This window comes from Clostridium thermosuccinogenes, assembly GCF_002896855.1.
Taxonomy (GTDB): Bacteria; Bacillota; Clostridia; order Acetivibrionales; family DSM-5807; genus Pseudoclostridium; species Pseudoclostridium thermosuccinogenes.
Genome location: NZ_CP021850.1, coordinates 2,860,602 through 2,884,757, shown reverse-complemented (window position 1 = coordinate 2,884,757; position 24,156 = coordinate 2,860,602). Strand labels below are relative to the sequence as shown.

The window sequence follows — 24,156 nt, the reverse complement described above, 5'->3', positions numbered from 1 at the left end:
TGTGGTTGAATAGTATCATCATAAAATAAGGAGCTGTTTAATTATGGTGCAAAAAACAAGAAAGAAAAAATCGGGAATAAGCATATTCGCAATATTTCTTATGATGGCTGCCATTGCTGCTTTTGCCTATATATCCATTATTACTCCGGAAAACTATAACATATTAGAATATGCCGATAAAACCTCGCCATATTCTTTGACTATAAAACCTGATTCCTCTGGCTATAAGATAATCCCGGTATCTCCGCCGGAGAAAAAAGCTGATTCCCCTGCATCTATATCTGAAAACGGGCTGCACAGCCGTAACGCGATTCTGATCCGTTTAAAAGACAATACCATACTGATGCAAAAAAATAGCGATGAAAAAATCTATCCTGCTTCCTTGACTAAAATGATGACAACCATTGTTGCGATAGAGAATTTGTACAATCTTAAGGAAAAAATAAAGCTTACCAACTCTATGTTTCAGGGACTTTTCGAAGCAGATGCGTCAATGGCAGGTTTCCAACCGGGCGAAGAGGTAAGGGCCATCGATCTTTTGTACGGAGTAATGCTGCCCAGCGGTGCGGAGTGCTGTATTGCACTTGCAGAACATATAGCTGGATCTGAAGAGAATTTTGTAAATTTAATGAATCAAAAGGCGGAAGACCTTGGCATGAAAAATACCCATTTTGAAAATACGACGGGGCTTCACATTGAAAACCACTACACAACTGTCGAGGATCTGGCTGTTCTTCTAAGCTATGCTTTAGAAAATGATGCTTTCCGGGAGATTTTCACTACATTCCGCTATTCCACGCCGCCTACCAATGTACACCCCGGCGGGATAACCTTTTACAGCACCATGTATGAAAAGCTTGGTGATCAAAACATTGCTGACGGGGAAATTTTAGGAGGGAAAACCGGATATACCGATAAGGCAGGTCTATGTCTCGCAAGCCTCGCCAAAGTGGGTAGAGAGGAATATATATTGATAACAACCGGTGCCAAAGGAAATCACAAAACCGAACAATACAATGTTACGGATGCAGTGGCAGTGTACAACAGCATAAGAAAATAATAAGTTCTTCATAAGAATTAAATAAGATTTTGATAAGTTAAACTTCCAACATGGCCTGCCTGATTTCGATAAGATGAAACTGTTGAAACAGGCAGGCTTTTTTCATTCTTTTAATATACATTATCAAAAATGAGGAGGACAAGTAATGGCTATTTTGCAAGTCAAAAATTTAACCAAGACATATGGCAAAGGTGACACAACTGTTACGGCTTTAGGTGGTGTGAGCTTCAGCGTGGAAAAAGGAGAGTTTGTAGCCATCGTAGGCGCATCCGGCTCAGGGAAATCAACCCTTATGCACTTGATCGGTGGCGTTGACCGCCCTACGTCAGGCAGCGTTGAAATTTCCGGCAAGGATATCTTTAAGCTGAATGAAAGCGAGCTTGCGGTTTTTCGCCGCCGTAATATAGGGCTTGTTTATCAGTTTTATAATCTCATTCCGACGCTAACGGCGGAAGAAAACATCTTGCTGCCGTGCCTTTTGGACAATCGCAAACCGGATGGAGATAAGCTTAAGAAGATACTTGAAACAATCGGGTTGACTGATAGGGCGAAACACTTACCCAATGAGCTTTCCGGGGGACAGCAGCAGCGCGTGTCCGTAGGAAGGGCATTGATCAATGATCCTGCGATCATCCTCGCCGATGAACCTACGGGCAATCTGGACAGCAAATCCAGCAGAGAGATTATAGAGCTTTTGAAGCTGTCGAATAAGCGATACAATCAGACATTGATTATCATCACCCATGACGAAAAAATAGCTGTCCAGGCCGATCGGGTCATTACCATCAGCGATGGACAAATCATCAGGGATGAGGTGGTGTGCCGATGAAACTAGCTGCAGGATTGGCGTACAGCCAATTGAAAACAAACCGGAGCCGCACCCTTTTTACCCTTGCCGGAATAATGCTGTCAACGGCAATGATAACCGCTGTCTCCGGCTTTGTTGCCAGCGCTGATGTTATGTTTAAGGGTCTATTGGGCGAGAACCGTTATTATAACTCCATGTATAATGAGATGCTTTTGGGATTGGGCGCTGTTTTCGGTTCCATTATAACAGCCGCTTCCGTTATAGTTGTATCCAATTCCTTCCGCATCAGCGCGGGAGAGCGTATCAGGCAGTTCGGCATTCTGAAAAGCGTCGGTGCGACAAAGCGGCAGATAGCACAAATAATCATGTATGAAGGGATATTGCTCGCAGCAGTCGCTATTCCCATAGGTATTGTGTTGGGACTAATCGTCAATTTTGCAGGTATACAGATCATGGATAATCTTCTGGCTGCGGCAAACAGAAGGAACTCTTTTCAAATCAACTTTGATTTTATTGTTGCATGGCAGGCCATAGTAATTTCGATAATGCTATCCTTTGGGACTGTGTGGATGTCGGCATGGATTCCAGCCAGCAAGGCTGCAAAGATGGCTTCAATTGACGCTATACGGGGAAGAGGTGAGGTTGAAATCAAAGCAAGGAATGTCCGGGGAGGGCTTCTCATCGGAAAGCTGTTCGGTTTTGAAGGTACCCTTGCTTATAAGTCACTGAAAAGAAGCCGGAGAAATTTCCGCGCAACTGTTGTGTCCCTCACCGCAAGCATAGTGCTGTTTATCGCCGCCGGTTATTTCAGCGGGCAATATAAAGAAATCACGCGATTGTATTACCCGGGTGTAGAAAACGCAAATGTAGTATGCACATTTTTACCCCCGGAAGAAGCAAAGCCTGATAACGGAAGCAATGAAAGTAAAGAGCATGAGTATGCTACGTTAAACAGCGCTATTGCAGACCAAATAACTGTGAAATTCCGCGAGTATCCCAACACCAGCGTATTTGGCGTTGGAGATGATGTGCTGGAAGGTGATTATAACTCGTACAAAACAGTTATACCGAAAGAAATACTGACATCCAAGATGCTTGAAATTTTCAACTCTAATGGATATGTCCCTGCCGGGGACGGATATTCAGTACCCGTTACCTTATTCATCACGGACCAAGAGAATTATGCAAAGCTGTGTAAAAAAGCGGGGGTTCCCCTTGGCTCTAACATACTTGTAAATTATGCACGAATACCCGGCGGTGACGGTGCCGGAAAATCAATATTTGAACCCTTTGCATTTACCCCTCAGACTTTGAATTTAACAAACCCAAAAGATAATTCCAAAGTTGAGTTGTCCTTGGGTGGTATGCTTGATATCCGTGATGTGCCGAATGAGGTGGCGGCAACTTATGTGGGCAATGTGACGGTTATTGTTCCGCAGCTTAATGCCACCCGTTACATATGGTTTATAGAAGCAAAGAATCCGAAGGGTTTCGCAAAATATGCTGAGGAAATATTGCATGATTCCATTACATTTGAGGGAAGTTCGGAATATATTGAAGTAAAAAATATGGAGGAAATCCCTTTTGAGGTCCGCGATATAAGCCGCTTGATTATGGTATTTATATACGGGTTCATCACGATGCTGACGCTGATTGGGATGACTAATGTAATCAGCACCATATCCACCAACGTTCGTTCCCGTGGGCGTGAATTTGCCGTTTTGCGCAGTGTCGGCATCACACCGGCAGGGCTTAGACGCATGCTGAACCTTGAAAGCTTGCTATGTTCGGTTAAATCCCTTGTTTTTGGAGTGCCCCTTGGTGTCCTCGGGTCGTACTTATTATATCGAGCTTTTACCTCACCGGTAAAATTGGATTATGCGATACCCTGGATGCCAATACTTCAGTGTACGCTCGGTGTGATTGCCATAACTTGGATCATAATGCGGTATTCAATATCACGGCTTCGCTGCGATAGTATTATTGAAACTATACACTCAGAACATTGATTGTAAAATCAAAGTAAATTTATAATGCTGGGTTTAAAATAATGCAAATATGCATACTCGACTTTAACCCTTGATATGTGCATGAGGAAACATATCAAGGGTATTTTTTTGGGAAAAAGTTGAGGATGAAGTAGGGTAGGTATGATGTGACAGATGAGATAATATATAGGCTGAGGAAAAAGGAGGGACGCATCAACCTGTGCTTATATAGGGATTTGAATTAAAAATTGATAAATTTACTATTAAAAGCAAATACAAGTATAATCAATATAAATAAGTTTAGCCGCCAATAAAGAGGAAATTCTCTGTATAGGAGGGGGCTTGAGAATAACTGGAAAAAAATCTATAATGTTATTAAACTAGCTTTCAAAAAGGCATAAACCATGAGTAAAAAACTATCAAGAAGCTTGGGAATATTCATGTTAGTTATAGCTTTCAGCTTTGCAGCTATTGCCTTAAATTATCCCGAAATGAGTTGGCCTATGCCTTTGGAAGTAGTATATACCATGTATTTCGCTTATATAATTGCCATGATATTTTTCTTAATGTCACCATTTAAGAGCAAGCAATAAGATTCAATTATGCTTCAGAACATATTTTAAATTATGGTGTTTGGTCAGGCTGGGTTATGGGTTGATTTCACAGCGATGAACGGGAGCAAAATTTATGACTGTTAATGTAAACTGTTTATATTATTTAGTGTGAGAAAGGGTGGTTAGAAATGCAATTCAAGTTGTATAAGGATGTGCATGAGTTTTACTATGATACCTATGATGTGTTAATGCGTCACGAGTCGCAGAACATGATTCTCCTTGGCAATATCATAATTGGACATGAAGGGAAAGATAAAACAGACTGGCGTGACCCTGCAAATTGGCTTATGGCAACTGTTTCGGATGAAAAGGGTATACAGCTTACCGCTTTAATGACACCACCGCATAATATCACACTTTATGCTACAGACAATGTAATCAATTCAAAAGCCATAAACTGCCTGATAGATGGACTGAAAGGCTATGAAATTCCCGGTGTGATGACTGAAAAAAACCTGGCGGAGCATTTTGCCAGTGAATATACCTCTCTAAAGGGATTAACCTTTAAAACAACCATGAGCCAGCGCATATATGAGCTTAAGGCAGTAAATCCAGATATTAAGCAATTTGGTGTCGTTCGTTTGCTGGATGAAAGAGATATGTATTTTTTCCCATACTGGCTTGAGGCATTTAATGCAGCAAGTAGTTATGGAGCAACAGAAATGTCAATCCCTCAAAATGAAGAAGCATATCGATACCGATTATCTACTAAAAAGCTCTACGCTTTGGAGGTCGATGGGATACCTGTCTCTATGGCAGGTTATACAAGGGAATTGCAAACAGCTATCGGCGTGGCATTTGTGTATACCCCTCCTTATTATCGCGGAAAGGGTTATGCCACTTCATGCGTGGCTCAAATCAGTCAAATGGCATTGGACAGAGGATATAAAAAGTGCGTATTATACACGGATTTGCTGAATCCAACATCGAATAGCATTTATCAAAAAATAGGATATACGCCGGTTTGTGATTCGCTCATGTTGAGATTTGAATAGATATTGTTACCGCTGGTCGCATGTTGAGAGTGGAGCACTGGTTGCTGAGTTGGGGATGGTTTCGATGCCATCCCCAATTTTTTACTGCATGATAGGATTTAAAAGTTTGGCAATTGCAACAAGGTTGTATAATAGAGGGATGCATGCCAAAGTATGGTTCAATAAAACAAAGAACTTGCTTGCTCTTTTCCTGAAAAGAGGGATTAATATAGCTGCAAAAGCATAAAGCATGAGGGTCGGGAGGAATAGGGATGAATGATATTATTATAAATGGTGCAGATGTAAGTTATCCTGCGGGATGTCTGATAACGGTAAGTTGTGTTTGCAGGAACGCCATTGGAAATGCTGAAAAATGGAAATACAGCAACGGCAGAATATTTAAGGAAATCAAAGCAGCATTACCCTGAGAATTAATTTTTGTCAGTAAACGCTATTGATTTTAAATTGATTTCTAGCTATAATAGTTCACATACGAAACTATTTTTATTAAAAACTAAAATATCGATATGAGGTAATGCCTATGAAGCAGCAAAAAGGATTCCACCTGTTGAATTCCTGTCTTAATATGAGGAGGCAGTTAAACAAATTATTAAGCAGCGGCGATCTTTCGCAAGGAGAGTATCTTGTTTTGCGGAATATATGGCTTTCAAACAGTGATTTGTCAAGTTGCGGAAAGCAAGGATACATTAAAGCTGCAGATCTGTCCGATATGCTTGAGTTGTCCCGCCCATCCATTACACGCATCCTCAACGATCTGGAACATAGGGGATTCATCACAAGGAGCATTGATAAAGAAGACAGAAGAAGTGTGAAAATTGAATTGACCGAAGCAGGCATTAGAGCCATAGAAAAGGCAAACAGAGGGATTTTGAGCATTGCTGAAAGGCTTGTCGCATCCTTAGGCGACTCCGATACGGACAAATTGATTGATTTAATCGACAAGCTTACGGAAATTTACAAAGAAATGCTTGACGAGAAGGGGGTCCGAAGCGATGAGTAAGAGAAATAAAAGTAAATCTATTAAGTGGATTGTAATTATATTAATTATCTCTGTGGTTGCCGGAGGTGCCTGGTATATGTTCAGAAGCTTCAGAAGCCGAGTTTATCTGCAAAACAGATTAGATATCGGTGGGAATGGCAACATCAAGCTTTTAAACCAACTGAACGATAACTGGACGTTGCCGGAGGATTACTCCTTAGAAATCATAGAAGTTGACGGAATAACAATGGAATGGGTTAAGGCAAAGGGAACTAAGCCTGAAAAGGCAATCCTGCAGCTTCATGGTGGAGCTTACAGCCGCTCTCTGGAGGACAACGGCACAACATACCGGCGTGCGGCGGTACAATATGCCAAGCTAAGCGGAGCCGGGGTTTTGACCGTAGATTACCGGGTCGCTCCGAAACATCCTTTTCCCGCGGCATTAGAGGATGCTGTACTGGCATATAAATGGCTTTTGGAGCAGGGATACCTGCCGGAACACATCATTATAGCGGGTGATTCGGCAGGCGGAGGGCTTACGCTTGCGACTGCCCTTTATTTAAGAGATAATGACATGCCGATGCCTGCTGCTTTAATAACCATGTCCGCATGGACAAATCTGAATTACAAACGCAAGACTCCTGCATATGTAGGCAACAACCGAGCCGACAATCCGTATATTTCACCTATTTATGGCGAGTATGACGGTTTTCCTCCCATGTTAATGCAGGTGGGTGGAGATGAAATGCTTTTAAACGATACCATTAAGGTTGCACAAAAGGCAAAAGAAGCTGGAGTTGAAGTTCGACAGACAACATATCCCGGCATGTTCCATGTATTTCAGATGCTGTTTCCTGAACTGCCTGACGCCAACGAGGCATGGGACGAAGTCGAGGCATTTATAAAGGAAATATATGAGGAAAAGTCTGAGGTTCAGTGATGGTATTGATAGAAGTTTAGTATTTAGCAATTAGGATTTAACAGAAGAATACAGGGTCAACGAGCACGAAAGCCACCGTTTATGTAGCATATAAAGGTGGCTTTTTCTTTATAGTATTGCTTTTATTAAAATTCGATGGTATAATCAAACTTATCGCCCAATAAAACATAACATACTATACCATTTTAACTATATCATATTTGAGGTAAAATGTCAAGGGCTATTTTTAAATATTTTGATTTTTCTTGGAGGTGAGCCTATTGGCACTTGAGATCATGAATTTATATTCATCCCTGGTACAAAAGCAAGCAGTTGGTGAAATCTTAAAATGTAATGATTTTACTCTTGGATTCGGGCTATCTTTATCTCCCCAGGATGCCATTGAATTAGTTGAAACGAGAACTTCTTCACTGAAAAGAAATGGACGCATTGAATTCGGCGGTGGCATAATTGAAAAAATTATCAAGGAGTTCTGCGATTCTCCTTATATTTCCATGCACAACTATGCAGAAACGCTTCATGAGTTAATTGAAATTTTTTATTTTTATAAGAATGAAACTCTCGATTTAATAAGTGATGATGAACTGATTAAGTTTATGAAAGATTCCTTTGACGGCAAATGCCAAGGATCATTGGAACTGCTGGCAGGACGTGAACTTGACAAGCTGGCTCGCAATTTGCGCTTTGGGTACGATCCTGAATATTCAGAGGATGATGAATTTGATGAGGATGAGGAGGATGAGGATGGCGAATATTGAAAAGCGTCATATTATTAATATTCAAAATTTGAGTGGGGAGTTCTATTTTAATGCCATTTTACATGAAGCATATGCCTGTGGACTTTTAAGTGAGTCCGATATAGAAAATATTCAGCTGCAATGTATAAGTCTCTTATCATATAAATGTGAGAGATATAATATGGGTGAAAGCAGTTCCATAAAAGTTGAGACTGCTGAAAGCATTATGAAATCTAATTTTTATACAATAGGGCTATACTTAAAATCTTTACCGGATCCGGATCATGCTGCAGTCGAGTTGAAAACTGTAAATGTTTCTGAGTTGTATGAGAGGGGCAGAAAAATAGCTAACACTAAATTGCAAGCTGCAAAGCGTTTTTATGATATGGTGCGAGAGAACAGAATAGACACGCCCAATCATTCATATAATTCGACCCTTAGCGAAAATGGGATTGGGGGTTTCTTTAAGTCATACAACTTGGACTATGAGGCTCATGATGTTCCCGCTTCTATTGATTATCAGCTTTGCAATCCTGTTAATGATTTGACAGGGGTGGAGTTTATTCAGGAATACCTCGAAAATTTATATCTGGAGAACGAATTTTGCAAGAATTTTGCAACAGAGAACATCCATCACCTGCTTTATGGGTATGACGAAGGTTATGAGGACTTATTGATAAATATTTTTGAGCAAGTATTAACAGCGGCTTTGGGATGTTCTCTTGTCAACCGTAATATCAGAGAGCTCTATATTGCAGAGGAGGATATTCAACGTTTATATGATGCATTGGACAAAAATGATAATCCTTCCCTTATGTTAAGGATTGACAAGGCGGTTAAAGATATATATGAAGAGTTGAAAATCACGGACCCTTTAATCCAAAGGTATATTGAAAATAGTTTGCCGAAGATTGCTGCTAATATAGAAAAGGCGTTAAATTTGAATACCCTTAACAAAGTATTCGTAACCTCTATCAATCCGGATTTGGGACCTGGAATCCACTTTGAATCCAGTGCCAAAATGGATGATGAAGAATATAGAAGGTTAATAGAAGAATTGCTTAGTTGCAGATATTCATCTGATAAGTTGGAATTAATAAAGGAAAAGGTGAAATCTTTCGACGATCTTGAGGATGTTTTGCTTGATGCATGGCTGGAGGAAGAAGAATTTATCTCACTTTTTAATACCCTCGGAGATGTTGAAATTGCAGCTATAATTAAAAGGCACCCGTTTGAATCGGACATTCAGGCTGTAGATTTATCGGAAGCAGAACAGGCATTGCGATTATATTTGAAAAATTATGTTAATGGACTCCCGAGGAACAAACGGGAACAGATTCTCCAAATTGCAAAACATCTTGTGATGGATTAATATCTGGCAAGGTGGTAATATATGAGCTATTGATAAAACTTCATCAAACATCAAAAGCATGAAAGGATAATCAATAAAGTTTAGACAAGTTTAAAACATACATTGCATAATGTGCAATTATGAATTTTATAGTGGTAAAATTTAGTTTGTACTTTTCAACAGCAGTTCAACATTAATCGTAAAAGGAGTGTTTTGGCATGGTAGATAACATATTTAAATCAGTGACAGAGAAATTATCCTCTCTGCCTTTTATTGAAGGTATTGTTTTGGGCGGTTCTCGTGCAAGGGGTACTCATACAGAGGATTCGGATATTGATATCGGCATCTATTACAATGCAGAATTACTTGATATAGATGCTATTAACCGACTGGCAGCAGAGCTGGATGATGAGCATAGGAGCAACCTGGTGGTACCTCCCGGAGGATGGGGAAATTGGGTTAATGCCGGTGGTTGGTTAATCATAAATGGGTATCATGTGGATTTAATATTGCGTGATATTAAGCGTGTAGAGCAGATAATAAAAGATACGGAGCAAGGAATTGTTACTGCCAATTACCAGACGGGCCATCCCCATGGATATATAAGTGCCATGTATCGTGGAGAATTAGCGATTAGCAAAATACTATACGCCAAGAATGAAAGATTTTGCGAATTAAAGAAACAGGCAGAAGTTTATCCCGCTGCTTTGCGGAAAGGCATAATTGACTTTTTTATGTTTGAAGCGGGATTCTCATTGATGCTTGTAAAAGCAAATTTAAAAGCAGATGACAAATATTATATTGCCGGCCATGTTTTTCGCGCAGTTTCATGCTTAAATCAAGTATTATTTGCATGCAATAATGTTTATTGCATCAACGAAAAGAAAGCGGTAAAGCTGATAGAAACTTTTGAACATAAGCCTGAAAAATATGCGCAAAAGGTTAATCGTATTTTTGAGACACTTGGCCTTTCTGCTGATGAATGCTACGACATGGCTGAGAAGCTTTATAATGAAGTGAAGCAGATTGTATCGTAAGTAATATCTTAAATAATAAGGAGAATTCGGATGAAAGAAAACAAATATGACGATGATATTTTCTTTGAAAAATATAGTCAAATGAGACGTTCGCAGCAGGGACTAGCTGGTGCGGGAGAATGGGAAACATTGAAAAGGCTTTTGCCGGATTTTAAAGGTAAGCGTGTGCTTGACCTGGGATGCGGTTATGGCTGGCACTGCATCTATGCCATGGAGCAGGGTGCTTCATCTGTTATAGGGGTTGATATTTCTCATAAAATGCTCGAGGTGGCTGAAGAAAAAACGCATTTTCCACAGGTTGAATATTTATGCTGTGCTATGGAAGATGTAGAGTTCCCGGAGGAGAGCTTTGATGTCGTATTAAGTTCACTGGCATTTCATTATGTAGAGGATTATGCGGCTCTTATTAAAAAGATATATAGAATGCTCAAGCATGGTGGCAAGCTGGTTTTTACGGTTGAACATCCTGTTTTTACTGCCCATGGAACTCAAGACTGGTATTATGACGAAAAAGGAGAAATACTGCATTTTCCGGTGGACAATTATTATTATGAGGGAAAACGAACCACTGTGTTTTTAGGAGAAAAGGTTACAAAATATCATAGAACCCTGACCACATATCTAAACACATTACTTTCCAGTGGTTTTATAATAAATCATGTTGTAGAACCGCAACCGCCCAAAAGTATGATGGATATTCCGGGAATGAAGGATGAAATGCGGCGTCCTATGATGCTGATTGTATCGGCAAGCAAAGATTGAGGATTGTAACTTGGTAACATGCATGAAGTAAATATTTGAAATCTTCTTGACATGGAGTTAACTCCAGTATTTATACTTTACCTAGAGGTGATGGCCATGTTAATAGGAGAGGTCTCAAAGAAATTCAATATTGGTATAGAAACCCTTAGATATTATGACAAAATCGGCCTGCTTATTGCTAAAAGAAAAAACAATCTTAGATACTATTCCGAAGAAGATGTTAAGAAGCTGCAAAATATTATGGCAATGAAAGAAATGATGTTCTCATTAGAGGACATAAAAAGAATTCTAGAAATTGATGAAAGAATAGAAAAAGGGTTAGAAAGTAACTCAATAAACCAGAAAGATATTGAAATACTGCTTAATGAAGTAAACCAAAAGCGAATAGAGATACTGAAGAAAGAAGAAGAACTAAAAAAGGTAAAGAATCAGTTGGATAAGCTTATGAACAAGATATTGAAATTGAAAGGTGATGGCGATGATTAAAAAGAAATATTTATATGATCTGCCGATCTCCTCATTAGGCTATGGCTGCTATGCATTAAGTGGCGCTTATGGGTCAAGGTTAGAAGAATATGAAATGGTTAGAATATTGCAATATGCCTATGAATTAGGCATAAAATTTTTTGATACTGCCGGAAGCTATACAGGCACCGAAGAGATACTGGGCAGAGCAATTAAGTCTTTTAGACACGATATTGCTATAGCTTCCAAAGTTGGAGTTACTGATGAAAATAAGTTCAGCCTTTCCAAAGAATCTATCAAATCCTCTTGTGAATCCAGTCTTAAAAGATTAAAAACAGATTATATAGACATATATCTTATTCATTATCATGATCCTGATACTCCTGTAGTAGAAACCATTGATGCTTTGGAATCCTTAAAAAAGACCAGCTAATTAAAGTCAAGAGCTTTTTTTGAAAAATAAAAGAATTTTTCAAAAAACACATGAGCTAAAAAAGGCATGACAACAAGACCACCCAGGTGAAGTAGACATAAAATAGCTGGTCCAAAATAGTAAGTTGCTCTTTGAAAACTAAACATCAAGTAACAGTACTATTAAGCTGCTGTATGCTTTGCTGCAAGATTCTTCGCATGTTCCTGAGGGCTACGTAGCTGATAAGGCTTTCTATCCCTAAGAACAGCAAAAATATAATTAACAAGCTTACGCATAACAGCTCCTAAGGCCACTTTTTTAGGCTTGTTCTGGCATTTGTTTTTGTAATATTCCATCAGTACAGGGTTGCAAGCTGTTTTGTCACGCTTAGTGCGGATATTAGCAAGAGCAATTGTGAAAAGTACCCTGCGAAGCAGCCTTGACCCCCTTTTTGACATCTTGTTTTGTGTGCCGGTAAACTCTCCGGACTGCATTACAGAGGGGTCAATGCCGAAATAAGCAACTAGCTTGCCTGGCTTTGAAAAAGCTGAAAAGTCGCCAATTTCAGCCAGAATGGTAACAGCAGAGATAAGTCCTATACCTGGAATGCTTTGTAGAAGCTCGAGAGTCAGTGCCAGCATGGGTATGTCCTTTGCCATATCTTCAGCAATCAATGAACGAATGGCTTTGAGGACTTTCTCAAGGTTTTCCTCCAAGGTTTTAATCATAGAGATATACACCCCAAGCATGGCAATATTTGAAGAGTTATTAATGCTCAAAGGTGCAAATTCTCTGGCCTTGGAGACCAAAAGCTCATACTTTGCAGTTGACCACTTAAGGCTTCTGCGGGAATTCTTTTGTATCAGTGCAATCAACTTGTTTCTGTTGGCTTTAAGAATATGCACAGGCGTAGGATATTTTTCTAATACTGCGAGAGCAGCCTTTGAAAAGATGTTAGGGAATACATCCTTGAAGTTTAGCATGAGTTGGTCAACAATACCTGTAAGCCTGTTTTTGTAGGCAGTAAGTTCGTCAGAGAGCTTGTAGTACTGTCGGCAAAGGCTTCGCAGACATTCAATATCTTCATCTGGGATATTAGTAGTTTTAAGCTCCTGAAATCTGTATAGCAGGGCAATTTTCCGGGCATCAACTTTATCATTTTTCACTTTCCTGATTCCAATATTTTTGATAGAATCAGTTTGGATGGGGTTTATGATGGAAACCTCAAATCCAGCTTTACAAAGTGAATGGAAAAGGATTTTGTGATAGTGCCCGGTGGATTCCATGACGACGAAAGGCCTAGAATCAAAGTCCTTTTCCGTTTTTTTCAGTAATTTAACGGCTCTTTCAACGTCAGAACTGGAATCATGGCGGATCTTCATGCGGGCAATTACTTCATTGGATGGAGAAAGAATTGCCATCTCACTAAAGAATTTACCTACATCGATTCCTGCCATAGGTCTGAAATTCATAAAAAATGCCTCCTTTACAAGATGAATGGACTTAAAAGTCTCCATTCCTTCCCATGTAAGCAAACAACCTTGCATGTGACACGAGGAACCAGCTTTAAGCTGGCCTCAACCAGCCAAATCATGTAGACTTACCGGAATGGATAAATACTCTTTTTTACGGGTAATCGGCCCGCTAAGGTCCGTCCCAGGAGGTGAAACACACACCTTCCAAGTCCGGAAAATATTATACATGATTGTCAAAGTTCAGGCCAACAGATGCTGGCATAATGGCTAAGATGTGAAGCCGGATGATGTGCTTGATGTTTGGAAAAGTATGAAGCTTAAAATGTTATGTTAACTATAAAAATTGATGGGTCAAACAGTGGCTTTGGTCACTGATTTAATACAATATTAATTGTACAAGGAAGTATATGAAGGATAATATCAAAGGAAACTTCTACGTAGTTGGCTATTTTGCATTACAAATTCCTCTCTCACCTAAAGTCACTACACCAAATATATGTTTGTTCTTGGGAGGGATAGGAAAACCTCTTTTTCCGGGTCAAAACGCACCAGATCATTTAAAGAAACACCATATAAATCCGCTAAAGCTTCACAATTAAGGATATCGGGCAGAGAATCTCCATTTTCCCATTTTGCAACAGATTGACGGCTAACACCGACTTTTTCTGCTACTTCTTCCTGTGAAAACCCATGACGATTTCTCAAATAGCGGAGATTTGCGGCAATATTACTTTTCGGATTATTCATATTTTTCATACCTCCTAGCTATATAATACAGCAAAAAATAAGAAAATAAACCAACTGAAGTTCACAGGTTGTGTTAACTTTGGTTGCATATAGAGAAAAAAGAAGATATATATTAGATCCAAATCCGGAAAGTGTAGTGTATATATCATGTAGTCCTTTTATAAAGGGCAAAGATATAAAGGCTCATAGGATAAGTTATAATAACTTGCGTCAGTCCAACAAAGATAAAAATAGACATGCTCAAAGCAGTTTGGTAAAATATGTTTAACTACAAGAAAAATACTCAAATAAGATTTAGAAACATATCTGAAAACACTGCAATTTATATGAGAGATTAACCAAAGAAAAATAAAAAGAATTAATATGTTTTAAAATGGCCATCATTAGATTATTGGCGCCGTGAAACCAAGTTGAAGCATTATGCGCATTCTTGCTGGTTTGTGTCTGCAATTGAAATGCAGCTTGGAGCATACATAACATACATACTTGTGAGGTGTTTTTATTAATGGGAAAATATGTTGCTTTTTTGCGCGGTATTAACGTAGGCGGGAAAAATAAGGTTTCGATGCCGGAATTAAAAGAATTATTTGAGGAAAACGGATTTTTCGATGTAGTAACATACATAAACAGCGGAAATATCATTTTCTCCAGTGATAATACTGATGAGAAAAAGCTAAAAGAAAAATGCGAAGTATTAATTGCAGATAAGTTTCAACTAAGTATACCCGTCATGATTTTATCCGTTGATGACTTGGTTACAGCTTTAGGTCACGCGCCTTCATGGTGGGGTCAAGACAAAGATTCAAAACACAATGCAATATTTGTATTGCCACCGACTACGGTAGATGAAGTGTTCAAAGAGGTAGGGGAGATCAAGCCTGAATATGAAAAAGTTGATTATTATGGTAGGGTCATTTTTTGGTCTGCGCCTATCAAAACTTTTTCAAGAACACGGTGGTCAAAGATAGTAGGATCGTCTGTGTACGACAGCATCACCATTAGAAATGCAAACACTGTTAGAAAGATAGTGCAGCTTGTGAATTAATGCAAGGTGGCTCAATGCCCACCGGCCAGATCTGGCATTTATGTGTGAGCCGGTGGACATTACAAAGGTAATGAGCCACTTGATCATTTTTTACCCAGAACATGCTCCCAGTAGCATCGGAAAAGGCAAAGCCACTGCACATAAAGAATCTCTGCAGGGGTGACACCATTTTGCACACCTGCCTGACGTAATGCCCTGGATAACTGCTTTCTTGTAAACAGACTGCGAAGTCCATATTTTAATCCCTTTGAAGCAAACTGTTCATAAGCAAACCACTGGTTTGCAGAGATATCCGGCTGGCTCTTTTTCTTAAAGTGAAGAAGTACAGCATCGACCCCCGGTTTGGGATGAAAATCCTCCCTGTCGAAATAGTAGACAATATCCAAATCAAATTTAGGCTTTATGAGCAATGAACGCAACGATTCCGAAGGCTTGCCCATAAAACGCTTGGCTGCGCCTTTTTCCATGATAAGCCATGTTTCGGAAGGTACGTTTTTGCACTCCGTAAGTTTTCGCACAATATCCGTGGTGAAACAAAAGGGGATATTTGAAAAAACTTTATAATCTTCGGATTCAGGAAGCTTCCACTTCAAAAAATCCTGATGATATATCCGGATATTTTTGGTGCCCTTAAATTTAATCATCAGTTTGTTATACAAACGTTCGTCTATCTCAATAGCAGAAACTTGCCGACATTTTTGAATCAGGATGCCGGTTGTATGGCCCTTTCCCGGACCAATTTCAATAACATGATCATTTTTGTTCAGTGTGGTTCTGCGTATAATCCTGTTTATGGTTTTGTAGCTTGTCAAAAAGTTTTGCGATGCCCAAATGGGCGGAGTTGTCCCTTTTTTTCTTTTTTGGGGCATAAAAAATACACCTCTTTCGGTTTTTTCGTAAACGAAAAAAGGCGCACGAGAATAAAGATGCTTTTATAAGCTATCTTTTATTCAAGGCACCCTTATTTACGAATACGAAAAATACCATACATAGGTGTATACTAGCCTCCAAATATAAAACAAATATAAAATCAAGTTATAGTTTAGCATCAAAGCCTATGTTTGTCAAACAGTTGTTTCGGTCACAGCTTCTGGTACGGGTGATGTATTGTGGGCATTAGTTTTTCCCTTGTTTTTCATGATTACATCAGGCCATGCAATTTAACTAATTCCAATTTCGGCAAAATTATGTCCAATTTCGCCAACTTAATCCTTATGCCATTTTTTACTGCTACAATATTAAATACAAAAATTAGTAGAAGGGAGTGATGCATTTTGGGGAGAAAAGTAAAAAAAGTATCTTTACCAAGTCTGAAAAAGGAAGGCATGAGCACCCTGCTGATGCTGGCAATGCTTCTAGCATTACTGCCATCCATTGCATTGGCATCAGAAATCCCTTCACCAGATTCCCTTATTCTTGATGAAAACGGTGCAGCTTATCCCGACGGTGCAACCATTAACATTACCGTCTTGACTTATAAAGTAACATTCAACAGGAACGGAGGAGATACCGATGTGAAATCCAACTGTAAAACCGTGGTTGGTGGAGTAAGCTTGGGAACTTCTCCATAAGAGCCTATGCGTTTAGATTAAGCATTCATTGGTTGGAATACTAAAGTGGATGGAAGCAGCACAGCTCTTGCAGATATAAGCATGTAGCTGCTGACATAGCCGTATCTGCCAGATGAAAGCAAAGTCAGTTGATAGTGAAGGCTCTAATGATAGCCCCAGCTCTTCAGGCAGGAGCGTTTCCTCCGGTGGTACAAATGAAAATGATCGCTGCGGACGGTTCCGTCACCATCATATCAGATATGCCTTTGGCTTAAAGTCAAAGTGATTAGGTGTCAGCAGCAATTATACATGCACATCGGTGAAAAAAAGGGTTATGTTTCGCCATTTGGATTTCAGCAATTCTCGATTAAATGAAAAAAGGTGGTTGGGGTGATTTACCAAATATATACTCAGACAGGAAAAACCCGCTTTTTCACAGAAGTGCGCAGCTTTAGCAAGATTCCATATGTTACTGCCAAGGAAATGAAAAAACGGTATCCCGACAGAGATTTCATCATAATTGGGGAAATCGGTAGTTTGGCGCATGCTCCGATTGACGGTGACAGGCTTTTTATAAAGGATGGAAAGGTTATCCCCATACTTCCCAGAGGCAGCTTGAAAAGACCTTTTGAATGGGTTGTAGGATACACTGCGGTTCAAGAAAACAGTTATGTCGCTGTAGTAGGAGGCTTTTTCCATCTGATTATGATTGTGAGGTGCATTTTAAAAAGAAAAATTGGAATGAAATAGGACTCTATTTAGCTTATGTCTTGGAAGTAAAAAAGCAAGAATGACCGGAAAACAATAAAATTTTACTATTGGGGGGGATTTTACTAGTATGAGTGTCATGAAAAAAAGACTTTTTTTGATTCTAGTTATCTTTTTGCTGGTACAGGTTATCATGCTAAGGCTTCCAACAGCTGCCAGCGCGGCAAGTGAAGTTGTCTATGAGCCTATAACTACGGAATACGGGATTTTCAACAGGTACAACTATAAAAGCTTAGGCTTCTATAGATACTACACTGGGTTTATGAATTTTTTAATACAATAGAGGAGTTTGGACTTAAGCCATACACTAAGTATGACCAACTGGTCGGAGAATTTACATGGCGTGATTTTGCCTATACTACTGACGAAAAGACCGGTCAAAAGGTTAAAACGATTTATGGTTATCTGGCGACAAGTGAACAGCAGCTGCAGGTAAACCTAAGTGCAACACTTCATAACCATAAACACAAACATGGCAACTGGTGGGATGGTGAATATACGACTGTTGGGTATCAGTTGGCTTTTATTCAAGCTGATAATCATTATTTCAGCATTTATGCCAATGGGTCTGATTTTGCCAGTAAAGGGACGGCAACTCAAACTTTGGGGTATTCGCGTGACAATAAAGAAAATCCTGTGAGTTACCAATTGTTAAATCCTAAGTCTGAGTATTTTACAGACTTTCTGAAATTTTTTTCAGCTGTTACATCTACTGAATATTCCTGCAAGGACGGAAAGGTCTACATAGAAGATATAGTTGTGGCTTTTGCGGATATAAAGGATCCGGTGGTCAAAAAGGTATATACCTGCGATGAAAACGGGAACTCCAAATACTTGTTCAATTCCGGAGAACCCATATATCTGAAAGTGGAGTGTGACGAGCCTATAAGGTTTTCCGACAACAAAAGCAACCATGGTGACATACAAATCAAGATGACCGGAACCGGGGATGCAAACGCAGAAATAACAGGGCATCTTATTGCACTCAAAGAAAATTATCTGATGTTTAAATTTGAGGATACCTCTGTTTTCAACTCTAAGGAAGTTGTCATGACCGCAGTTGATTTGACTCCTTTATATGGGGATAGATATTGGGATTTACGGGATATACTGGGCAAAAAAGCGGCTGATATGGGAATACAATTAGTTCCAGCTTTTCAGAGTACTGATAAAATAACCGAGTACGGCTACGATAAATCCATATGCCTGATTACGGATGTAGCCGGCAATCCCCTTAGAGAACTGGGAAGAGAAAGACAGGTATATGAACTTAACCAAAACTGCTATATTGATGGAATATCACCATTTGTTGAGAAAATTGATGTTGTAACCCAGATGAACAATGCTAAAGTTAAGAAAGCCCTGGGCAAGGAAAAACTACCTCCAAGTGATCCGGGATATCCCGATGAAAGTGATCATTCCGCAGCACCGGGAGATAATATAACCTTTACTGCTACTTTTAATGAAAATCTTCTTCTTGATGGGAAGGATTATCCGAGAGGCTACTACAGTTACATACAAGCCGTACTTAATGTAAAAGATGAGAAGGGGAACCCTGTCAAGCTTGATGCGTATGAAGTATATACGATTGTGCCTCGTGATTATTATTACAATCCAGCATATAAGGACAAGAAAGCTACAATCAGATTTGATACTTTCACTGTCAAGGAGGGTATGACTTATATAAACCCCGAGGATACAAAAATTAGAATAGAACGTATTGAAATTGGTAATGGACATACCTTGACAGACATGAACGGTAATGTCTATGACGGTTCGGTCGATATCAACAAGAACACGGCTGATATAAAACTTGATATGACTGGACCTCAAATCACTACGGATGCAACACCGTCAGGAGAAGGTTATGCTCCGAAACCGGTAGCTTTTGACCAAAAGAATAATATCGTGCAATTTTATTTCCCTGTGAAAATTTCCGATGAAAGCGGTGTTAACTTGCTTGATGGAAGCTTTTCATGGATAAATGGTTTGCCGGTAAATACAGATGCACCGGGAGAGACGGTGTTCAGCTTTGATTTCGCAGTGACAGCATCAGAACAGCCTCCTGAAGATCCCGAAGCATGGACTACGGGAGCCATGGGCCAGCTATATACATTTACGCAGGTAGAATCCGGTAATTATATCCATATACGTCTTCTTGACAACGAACAATATAATATAGGGTCCTCAATCATAAAAATTATAGCGGAGGATTACGCCGGTAAAAAAGGGGAGGCATCTTTCAATCTTGATTATTCGATGGACAAGGGTGAGCCTTCGGCATCATTGGTAAAAACCGGCAAACGGTATGACCACACCCAAAATGAGGGAGCCCTCACTGCACAAGTCTTGGCAACTGATAATAACAGCGGCTTGAAAGAGATTTACTATTTATGGGTTGACAGCAACGGTGATGAGCCCAATGCCGATTACCCCGGCTGGATAGCGGCGGGTGCTTTCACCGAGGGGACAAAATCATACATCTTTAATGCCGACAAGGAAAAAATACAAGGGGAATCCTATTCAGGAAAGCTGTATGTTAAGATCAAGGACGTGGCCGGAAACGAACGTATAGTACCTTTAGGTTCCTATACTTATAATATTGCGGCTCCCAAATACACGTTAGAATATAGCAAGATAAGGCAAACAGAAGCGACGCTTCACATCTCGGATATTCCTACAGGCAATGCTGTCGTTGTCATGATAAAAAATCCCGGACCGGATAACATCTACTTTGTAAGCGTTATTGATGATGATACTTATGGCGGAGGAGATATTTTAAACAACTCATCTTTCGATGCTGGTTTTTTAAACGATGTGTACAGCTGGCAGGTCTATAGGGTCACGGCTAAAAGCGCATACCAATACGAATTTGAATACGTGGGTTCACCTGATTTTCTTAATTATGGTTTAACGCTGCAAAGCATAATTGAGGGAAATTATTATGGTGATATAAATGTGACGCTGCTGGCAGGCGAATCACCCCTGGAGCCTTTAAACTTCAAATTTGAAGATGATAGAGACCAAATGAGTGGTGCATTCCAGTATAAGATTGATATGGGATCCGAAGAAGCCGGAGGAACTGGTTTCACACTCCTCGTAAAAGCCGGAACTGAAGGTGGTCCGGTTTATGTGGATAGTTTTACTTTGCAAGCAGCTCCCGGCATAGAAAGTTTGTATGGTGAAAAGGTATACAATGCCACCATCACCACTTCCGATGTATTAGATAAGTTGATTCAATTTAAAAGAACTGCTGGACTACCCATGGACGGGCTGACTTTCAACCCCGATGACGAATCAGACCGCATGCTTTCCACGTTGGAAGGAGTCAAAATCAATGTTGCAATTAATAACAACCTTGTACCGGTATGGGGTGTAGAGGACATAGATTTCAGCAATACCTACATCAGTGTTGTAAGGGAAACGGACGAAACCTTGCTTGGTTATGACGGCAAAGAGTATGCCAGAGTATATCTCAGGCCGCAGGAGATCCAGACCGTTGTTCTTCCTAAGGCTAATGAACAGTATCCGGAAGGGTATCCGAGCGGCAGATATGAGCTGAAACTTGTTATAACGGCCGCTGCCAGCAAGAAGACATATGAATTCACCTTTGACAATTTTGTGGGAGAGGCTGGTAGTCTCCAGGGCGGCATCTTTGTAGACAATACGAAAGAATCCACGCAATTTGGATTTGCAGGATATTCTTACTCGTTCCAGAATGGTTATTACGGACTTGATGTGAATGAAACCCGGTATTACGGACCGGTATATGGTGCTACAGATGAGAATGGTAATCCGATATCAGAATATACCGCTTCCAGGAATACCATATATATCCCTGTCAATAGCGGGCCAGACAACTGGTTAAGCAATGTTTTGCTTTACTTCACTGTGGACGACATGCCCGACAAAAAGGAAGGAGTGGGCGACAGTACTGCCCTTATTGGTGCAAGAGCCATAAAGGTGTGGAATGCAACAGAAGGTGTGGATGCTGATGAGTCCAAAGCCAGATCTGTGTGGTATAAAGTGCTGGATGCCACGGATGATGAATCAAGCAAGAACAGCCTTTATGTTGCAAGGTTTGTGAATGACGCATCGGAGGTTCTGGGCGCATATGGCAATACCGGAGATTTCGGGTATCTGCCGCTCATAATAAATCAATTGAATACGGTGTATATCCAGGTGATCAATGCCAACGGAATCGCTTCACAAATTCAAACTGTATATATATATCCTGTTGCCGGAGTTTCAGGAACTGTATCCATAACCGATACCGATAAGCCTGTAATGGAAGGCAAGCTTACCTTTAAGCCTGCTTCGGGCCAGTCGATGAAAGAAGTATTAGGTATATATGTATATGACTACATTAATCCGGAAAAACCTGCGGTTAACATAATCGATAATTACGACTTTTATGACAATTCATATTCGCTGGCTCTTACCGAACCCGGCTATCATATGTATTATGTATACACCGAAGACATATATGGAAACTATACGCTGCTTGGAAACAAAGAATGGGTATTAACAGACGAGGGGGCGCCTGTCCTCGTATCTTCCACAATCGAAAATAAGGAAAACGGTTATTTTACCGCAAAATATGAGTTTTCTGAAAAATCATTTGAATACGGCATGGAACAGACTCTTAATCTCTATTTTGATAAGGATTATATGAACTTACTGGGCGTTGGCAGCGATTCTGCCGGCACGGGTTTCACCCTGACGCTGTCGAAAGATATCATTCAAAAAGCAAGAGACAAGGTAAGCGTCAAATAGCCCCCACCTTTGATTTAGCAGGGGCATAATATATATTATTTATTGGGCACTTTGCAATGACCCGGAAGATTTGCTGACCATGGCAACAAGGTGTCTAATGCATGTTGATCCTTGATATTTATATTCGGTAGACGTTCAAAGAGATAAGTAAGATATTCAAACGGGTTCAACCCATTCTCTTTTGCCGTCTCCACAATACTGTAAATTGTTGCGCTGGCATTGGCTCCTTTAGGCGTGTTGCTAAACAGCCAATTCTTCCTCCCGATTACAAAAGGCTTTATCGACCGTTCACTTCGGTTGTTATCAATCTCTAGCCTGCCGTCCAGCATAAAGGCCTCCAGCTTGTCCCACTGGTTCCGGCAGTATTGGATTGCTTTTCCTAATGAACTTTTGGGAGTTACTCTTGGACTCCAGTATTTGAGCCATTCCTTGAATTTATCAAGCACTGGTCGGCTGTGTTTCAATCGGCCCTCATATCTTTCTTCCGGTGTAACATCATGAAGCATTTTTTCTATCTCAAACAAGTTATTGCAAAATGCCAAACCTTCTTCTGTTACTGTGGGCTTGTCATCTTTTTTTGGAGGCATGGCTTTTAAGGCGTCGACAAAATAACGCCTTGCATGTGCCCAGCAACCAACCTGGATGATTCCGGGCATGCCACTATAACCATCATACCCATCCGTATGAAGGTAACCTTTGAATCCTTCAAGAAATTTTTTAGGATGTTTGCCAGCCCTGGTAGTTTGGTAGTCATAAAGAATAATCGGAGGCCCTTCCCGGCCGGTCCGGTATAGCCACATGTAGGAGGTTGAATCTGCGGCTCGCCCGGGTTCCTTGAGTACTTGGAGGGTAGTATCATCGGAATGGAGGATGTCCCTTTGCTGCAAGTGTTCCCGCATTCGTTCATATATCGGCCGCAGCCACCTGTCGGAGCTTTGTATCATCCAGTTCGCCATGGTTTGCCTGGATATTTCAATCCCCATCCTCTCCCAGTCCTGCTCTTGACGATAAAGAGGAAGCCCTTTTACAAATTTCTCCGTCATTACATGAGCTATGGCGGATGCCGAAGCCAGGCTTCCAGGAAGTGCCGGCTTTGGCATTGGGGCTGTTACTATCGGTGTAGATATTTCATTCTTCTCGCAATTACGGCAGCCATATACATACTGCACATGTTCCTTTACACGCACCTGAGCCGGAATAATTTCTATTTCCCGCCTTACTTCCTTGCTCATTTCATGCAGTTTGCCGCCACAGCAATCACAAACCTGCTCTTCTTCAGGCAAGCGATACTCTATGGTCTCTACAGGAATGTCTTTAAGCATTTCTTCTCTGTGCCCCTGCTTTTTACGACGTTTATATGTAATTTCCTCTAATGTTGGTTCGGGAACTGCAGGCTTGGCTTCTGATTCCGCCTCGTTGAAAAGATTTAGCTGTTCAGGGACTTCCGTCTTTTCACTTGAACGCCCAAAAAGCTTATGCTGATGCAGCCGGAATTGTTCTTCAAACCATTTGAGTTTTGCTTCAAGCTCGGCTTTTTCCTGCTTCAATATTTCAATTTCTGTTTGGAGTTTTTCTATTGTAACCGTTGATTTCACTGTGTTTTCCATAATTTTATTATATCATTTTTCTACGGTTTTTTCCAGGAAA

24 protein-coding genes are annotated in these 24,156 nt (G+C 40.2%); 20 read left to right on the top strand and 4 right to left on the bottom strand.

Annotated features, from left to right (window positions below):
* Positions 1-43 precede the first annotated feature (43 nt).
* The 14 genes from CDO33_RS12555 (at position 44) to CDO33_RS12495 (ending at position 12,169) form a co-directional block, all read left to right on the top strand.
* On the top strand, positions 44-1,060 hold the full coding sequence (locus CDO33_RS12555) for a D-alanyl-D-alanine carboxypeptidase family protein (protein ID WP_103082245.1): 1,017 nt from the start codon (positions 44-46) through the stop codon (positions 1,058-1,060).
* A gap of 145 nt (positions 1,061-1,205) precedes the next feature.
* A complete protein-coding gene (locus CDO33_RS12550; protein ID WP_103082244.1) occupies positions 1,206-1,889 on the top strand; it encodes an ABC transporter ATP-binding protein in 684 nt (227 codons plus the stop codon).
* Positions 1,886-3,877, top strand: a complete 1,992-nt coding sequence (locus CDO33_RS12545; protein ID WP_103082243.1) for an ABC transporter permease — start codon at positions 1,886-1,888, stop codon at positions 3,875-3,877. The genes CDO33_RS12550 and CDO33_RS12545 overlap by 4 nt, the downstream gene beginning before the upstream one ends.
* A 721-nt stretch (positions 3,878-4,598) precedes the next feature.
* Complete coding sequence (locus CDO33_RS12535; protein ID WP_103082241.1) at positions 4,599-5,465, top strand: GNAT family N-acetyltransferase; 867 nt, start codon at positions 4,599-4,601, stop codon at positions 5,463-5,465.
* 88 nt (positions 5,466-5,553) lie between these two features.
* Complete coding sequence (locus CDO33_RS20885; RefSeq protein WP_161496710.1) at positions 5,554-5,691, top strand: hypothetical protein; 138 nt, start codon at positions 5,554-5,556, stop codon at positions 5,689-5,691.
* A gap of 25 nt (positions 5,692-5,716) precedes the next feature.
* Positions 5,717-5,872 carry a hypothetical protein gene (locus CDO33_RS20880; RefSeq protein ID WP_161496556.1) on the top strand — a complete coding sequence of 52 codons (156 nt, stop codon included), beginning with the start codon at positions 5,717-5,719 and terminating at the stop codon, positions 5,870-5,872.
* Positions 5,873-5,985: 113 nt separating this feature from the next.
* Positions 5,986-6,465 (top strand): MarR family winged helix-turn-helix transcriptional regulator, encoded by a 480-nt coding sequence (locus tag CDO33_RS12530; protein WP_161496555.1) that lies wholly within the window; start codon positions 5,986-5,988, stop codon positions 6,463-6,465.
* A complete protein-coding gene (locus CDO33_RS12525; protein WP_202849518.1) occupies positions 6,458-7,384 on the top strand; it encodes an alpha/beta hydrolase in 927 nt (308 codons plus the stop codon). The genes CDO33_RS12530 and CDO33_RS12525 overlap by 8 nt, the downstream gene beginning before the upstream one ends.
* 275 nt (positions 7,385-7,659) lie before the next feature.
* Positions 7,660-8,142 carry a DUF6323 family protein gene (locus tag CDO33_RS12520; RefSeq protein WP_479690684.1) on the top strand — a complete coding sequence of 161 codons (483 nt, stop codon included), beginning with the start codon at positions 7,660-7,662 and terminating at the stop codon, positions 8,140-8,142.
* Positions 8,129-9,493 (top strand): DUF6179 domain-containing protein, encoded by a 1,365-nt coding sequence (locus CDO33_RS12515; protein WP_103082238.1) that lies wholly within the window; start codon positions 8,129-8,131, stop codon positions 9,491-9,493. The genes CDO33_RS12520 and CDO33_RS12515 overlap by 14 nt, the downstream gene beginning before the upstream one ends.
* A 197-nt stretch (positions 9,494-9,690) precedes the next feature.
* On the top strand, positions 9,691-10,509 hold the full coding sequence (locus CDO33_RS12510) for a nucleotidyltransferase domain-containing protein (RefSeq protein ID WP_103082237.1): 819 nt from the start codon (positions 9,691-9,693) through the stop codon (positions 10,507-10,509).
* A gap of 30 nt (positions 10,510-10,539) precedes the next feature.
* Positions 10,540-11,271 (top strand): class I SAM-dependent methyltransferase, encoded by a 732-nt coding sequence (locus CDO33_RS12505; protein WP_103082236.1) that lies wholly within the window; start codon positions 10,540-10,542, stop codon positions 11,269-11,271.
* Between the two features lie 96 nt (positions 11,272-11,367).
* Entirely contained in the window at positions 11,368-11,757 is a 390-nt protein-coding gene (locus tag CDO33_RS12500) for a helix-turn-helix domain-containing protein (RefSeq protein WP_242973929.1), read from the top strand.
* Positions 11,750-12,169 (top strand): aldo/keto reductase, encoded by a 420-nt coding sequence (locus tag CDO33_RS12495; RefSeq protein ID WP_202849517.1) that lies wholly within the window; start codon positions 11,750-11,752, stop codon positions 12,167-12,169. Before CDO33_RS12500 ends, CDO33_RS12495 begins: the two co-directional genes overlap by 8 nt.
* 161 nt (positions 12,170-12,330) lie before the next feature.
* On the opposite strand, the gene CDO33_RS12490 is transcribed toward CDO33_RS12495, so the two are convergent.
* Together CDO33_RS12490 and CDO33_RS12485 are read right to left on the bottom strand one after the other, a co-directional pair.
* Complete coding sequence (locus CDO33_RS12490; RefSeq protein ID WP_027621409.1) at positions 12,331-13,620, bottom strand: IS110 family RNA-guided transposase; 1,290 nt, start codon at positions 13,618-13,620, stop codon at positions 12,331-12,333.
* Positions 13,621-14,106: 486 nt separating this feature from the next.
* Positions 14,107-14,370: a helix-turn-helix domain-containing protein gene (locus CDO33_RS12485; RefSeq protein ID WP_242974020.1), complete on the bottom strand. Its 264-nt coding sequence runs from the start codon at positions 14,368-14,370 to the stop codon at positions 14,107-14,109.
* Between the two features lie 505 nt (positions 14,371-14,875).
* Here CDO33_RS12485 and CDO33_RS12475 point away from each other — a divergent pair.
* Positions 14,876-15,415: a DUF1697 domain-containing protein gene (locus CDO33_RS12475; protein ID WP_103083176.1), complete on the top strand. Its 540-nt coding sequence runs from the start codon at positions 14,876-14,878 to the stop codon at positions 15,413-15,415.
* A gap of 83 nt (positions 15,416-15,498) precedes the next feature.
* Here CDO33_RS12475 and erm read toward each other — a convergent pair whose 3' ends face one another.
* Positions 15,499-16,284, bottom strand: coding sequence for a 23S ribosomal RNA methyltransferase Erm (erm, locus tag CDO33_RS12470; RefSeq protein ID WP_103083175.1), 786 nt, complete (start codon positions 16,282-16,284; stop codon positions 15,499-15,501).
* Positions 16,285-16,689: 405 nt separating this feature from the next.
* Here erm and CDO33_RS12460 point away from each other — a divergent pair, with 405 nt between their 5' ends.
* From CDO33_RS12460 to CDO33_RS12445, 5 genes are all read left to right on the top strand, one after another.
* Positions 16,690-16,986 (top strand): hypothetical protein, encoded by a 297-nt coding sequence (locus CDO33_RS12460; RefSeq protein ID WP_133158709.1) that lies wholly within the window; start codon positions 16,690-16,692, stop codon positions 16,984-16,986.
* A gap of 112 nt (positions 16,987-17,098) precedes the next feature.
* A complete protein-coding gene (locus CDO33_RS20875) occupies positions 17,099-17,251 on the top strand; it encodes a hypothetical protein (RefSeq protein ID WP_161496709.1) in 153 nt (50 codons plus the stop codon).
* 104 nt (positions 17,252-17,355) lie between these two features.
* Positions 17,356-17,715 (top strand): hypothetical protein, encoded by a 360-nt coding sequence (locus CDO33_RS12455; protein ID WP_192875025.1) that lies wholly within the window; start codon positions 17,356-17,358, stop codon positions 17,713-17,715.
* An 88-nt stretch (positions 17,716-17,803) separates the two neighbouring features.
* Entirely contained in the window at positions 17,804-18,016 is a 213-nt protein-coding gene (locus CDO33_RS12450) for a hypothetical protein (protein WP_103083172.1), read from the top strand.
* 365 nt (positions 18,017-18,381) lie between these two features.
* Positions 18,382-22,509, top strand: a complete 4,128-nt coding sequence (locus CDO33_RS12445; RefSeq protein ID WP_133158708.1) for a hypothetical protein — start codon at positions 18,382-18,384, stop codon at positions 22,507-22,509.
* A gap of 35 nt (positions 22,510-22,544) precedes the next feature.
* On the opposite strand, the gene tnpC is transcribed toward CDO33_RS12445, so the two are convergent.
* Positions 22,545-24,116 carry an IS66 family transposase gene (tnpC, locus tag CDO33_RS12440; RefSeq protein WP_103089411.1) on the bottom strand — a complete coding sequence of 524 codons (1,572 nt, stop codon included), beginning with the start codon at positions 24,114-24,116 and terminating at the stop codon, positions 22,545-22,547.
* Positions 24,117-24,156 lie beyond the last annotated feature (40 nt).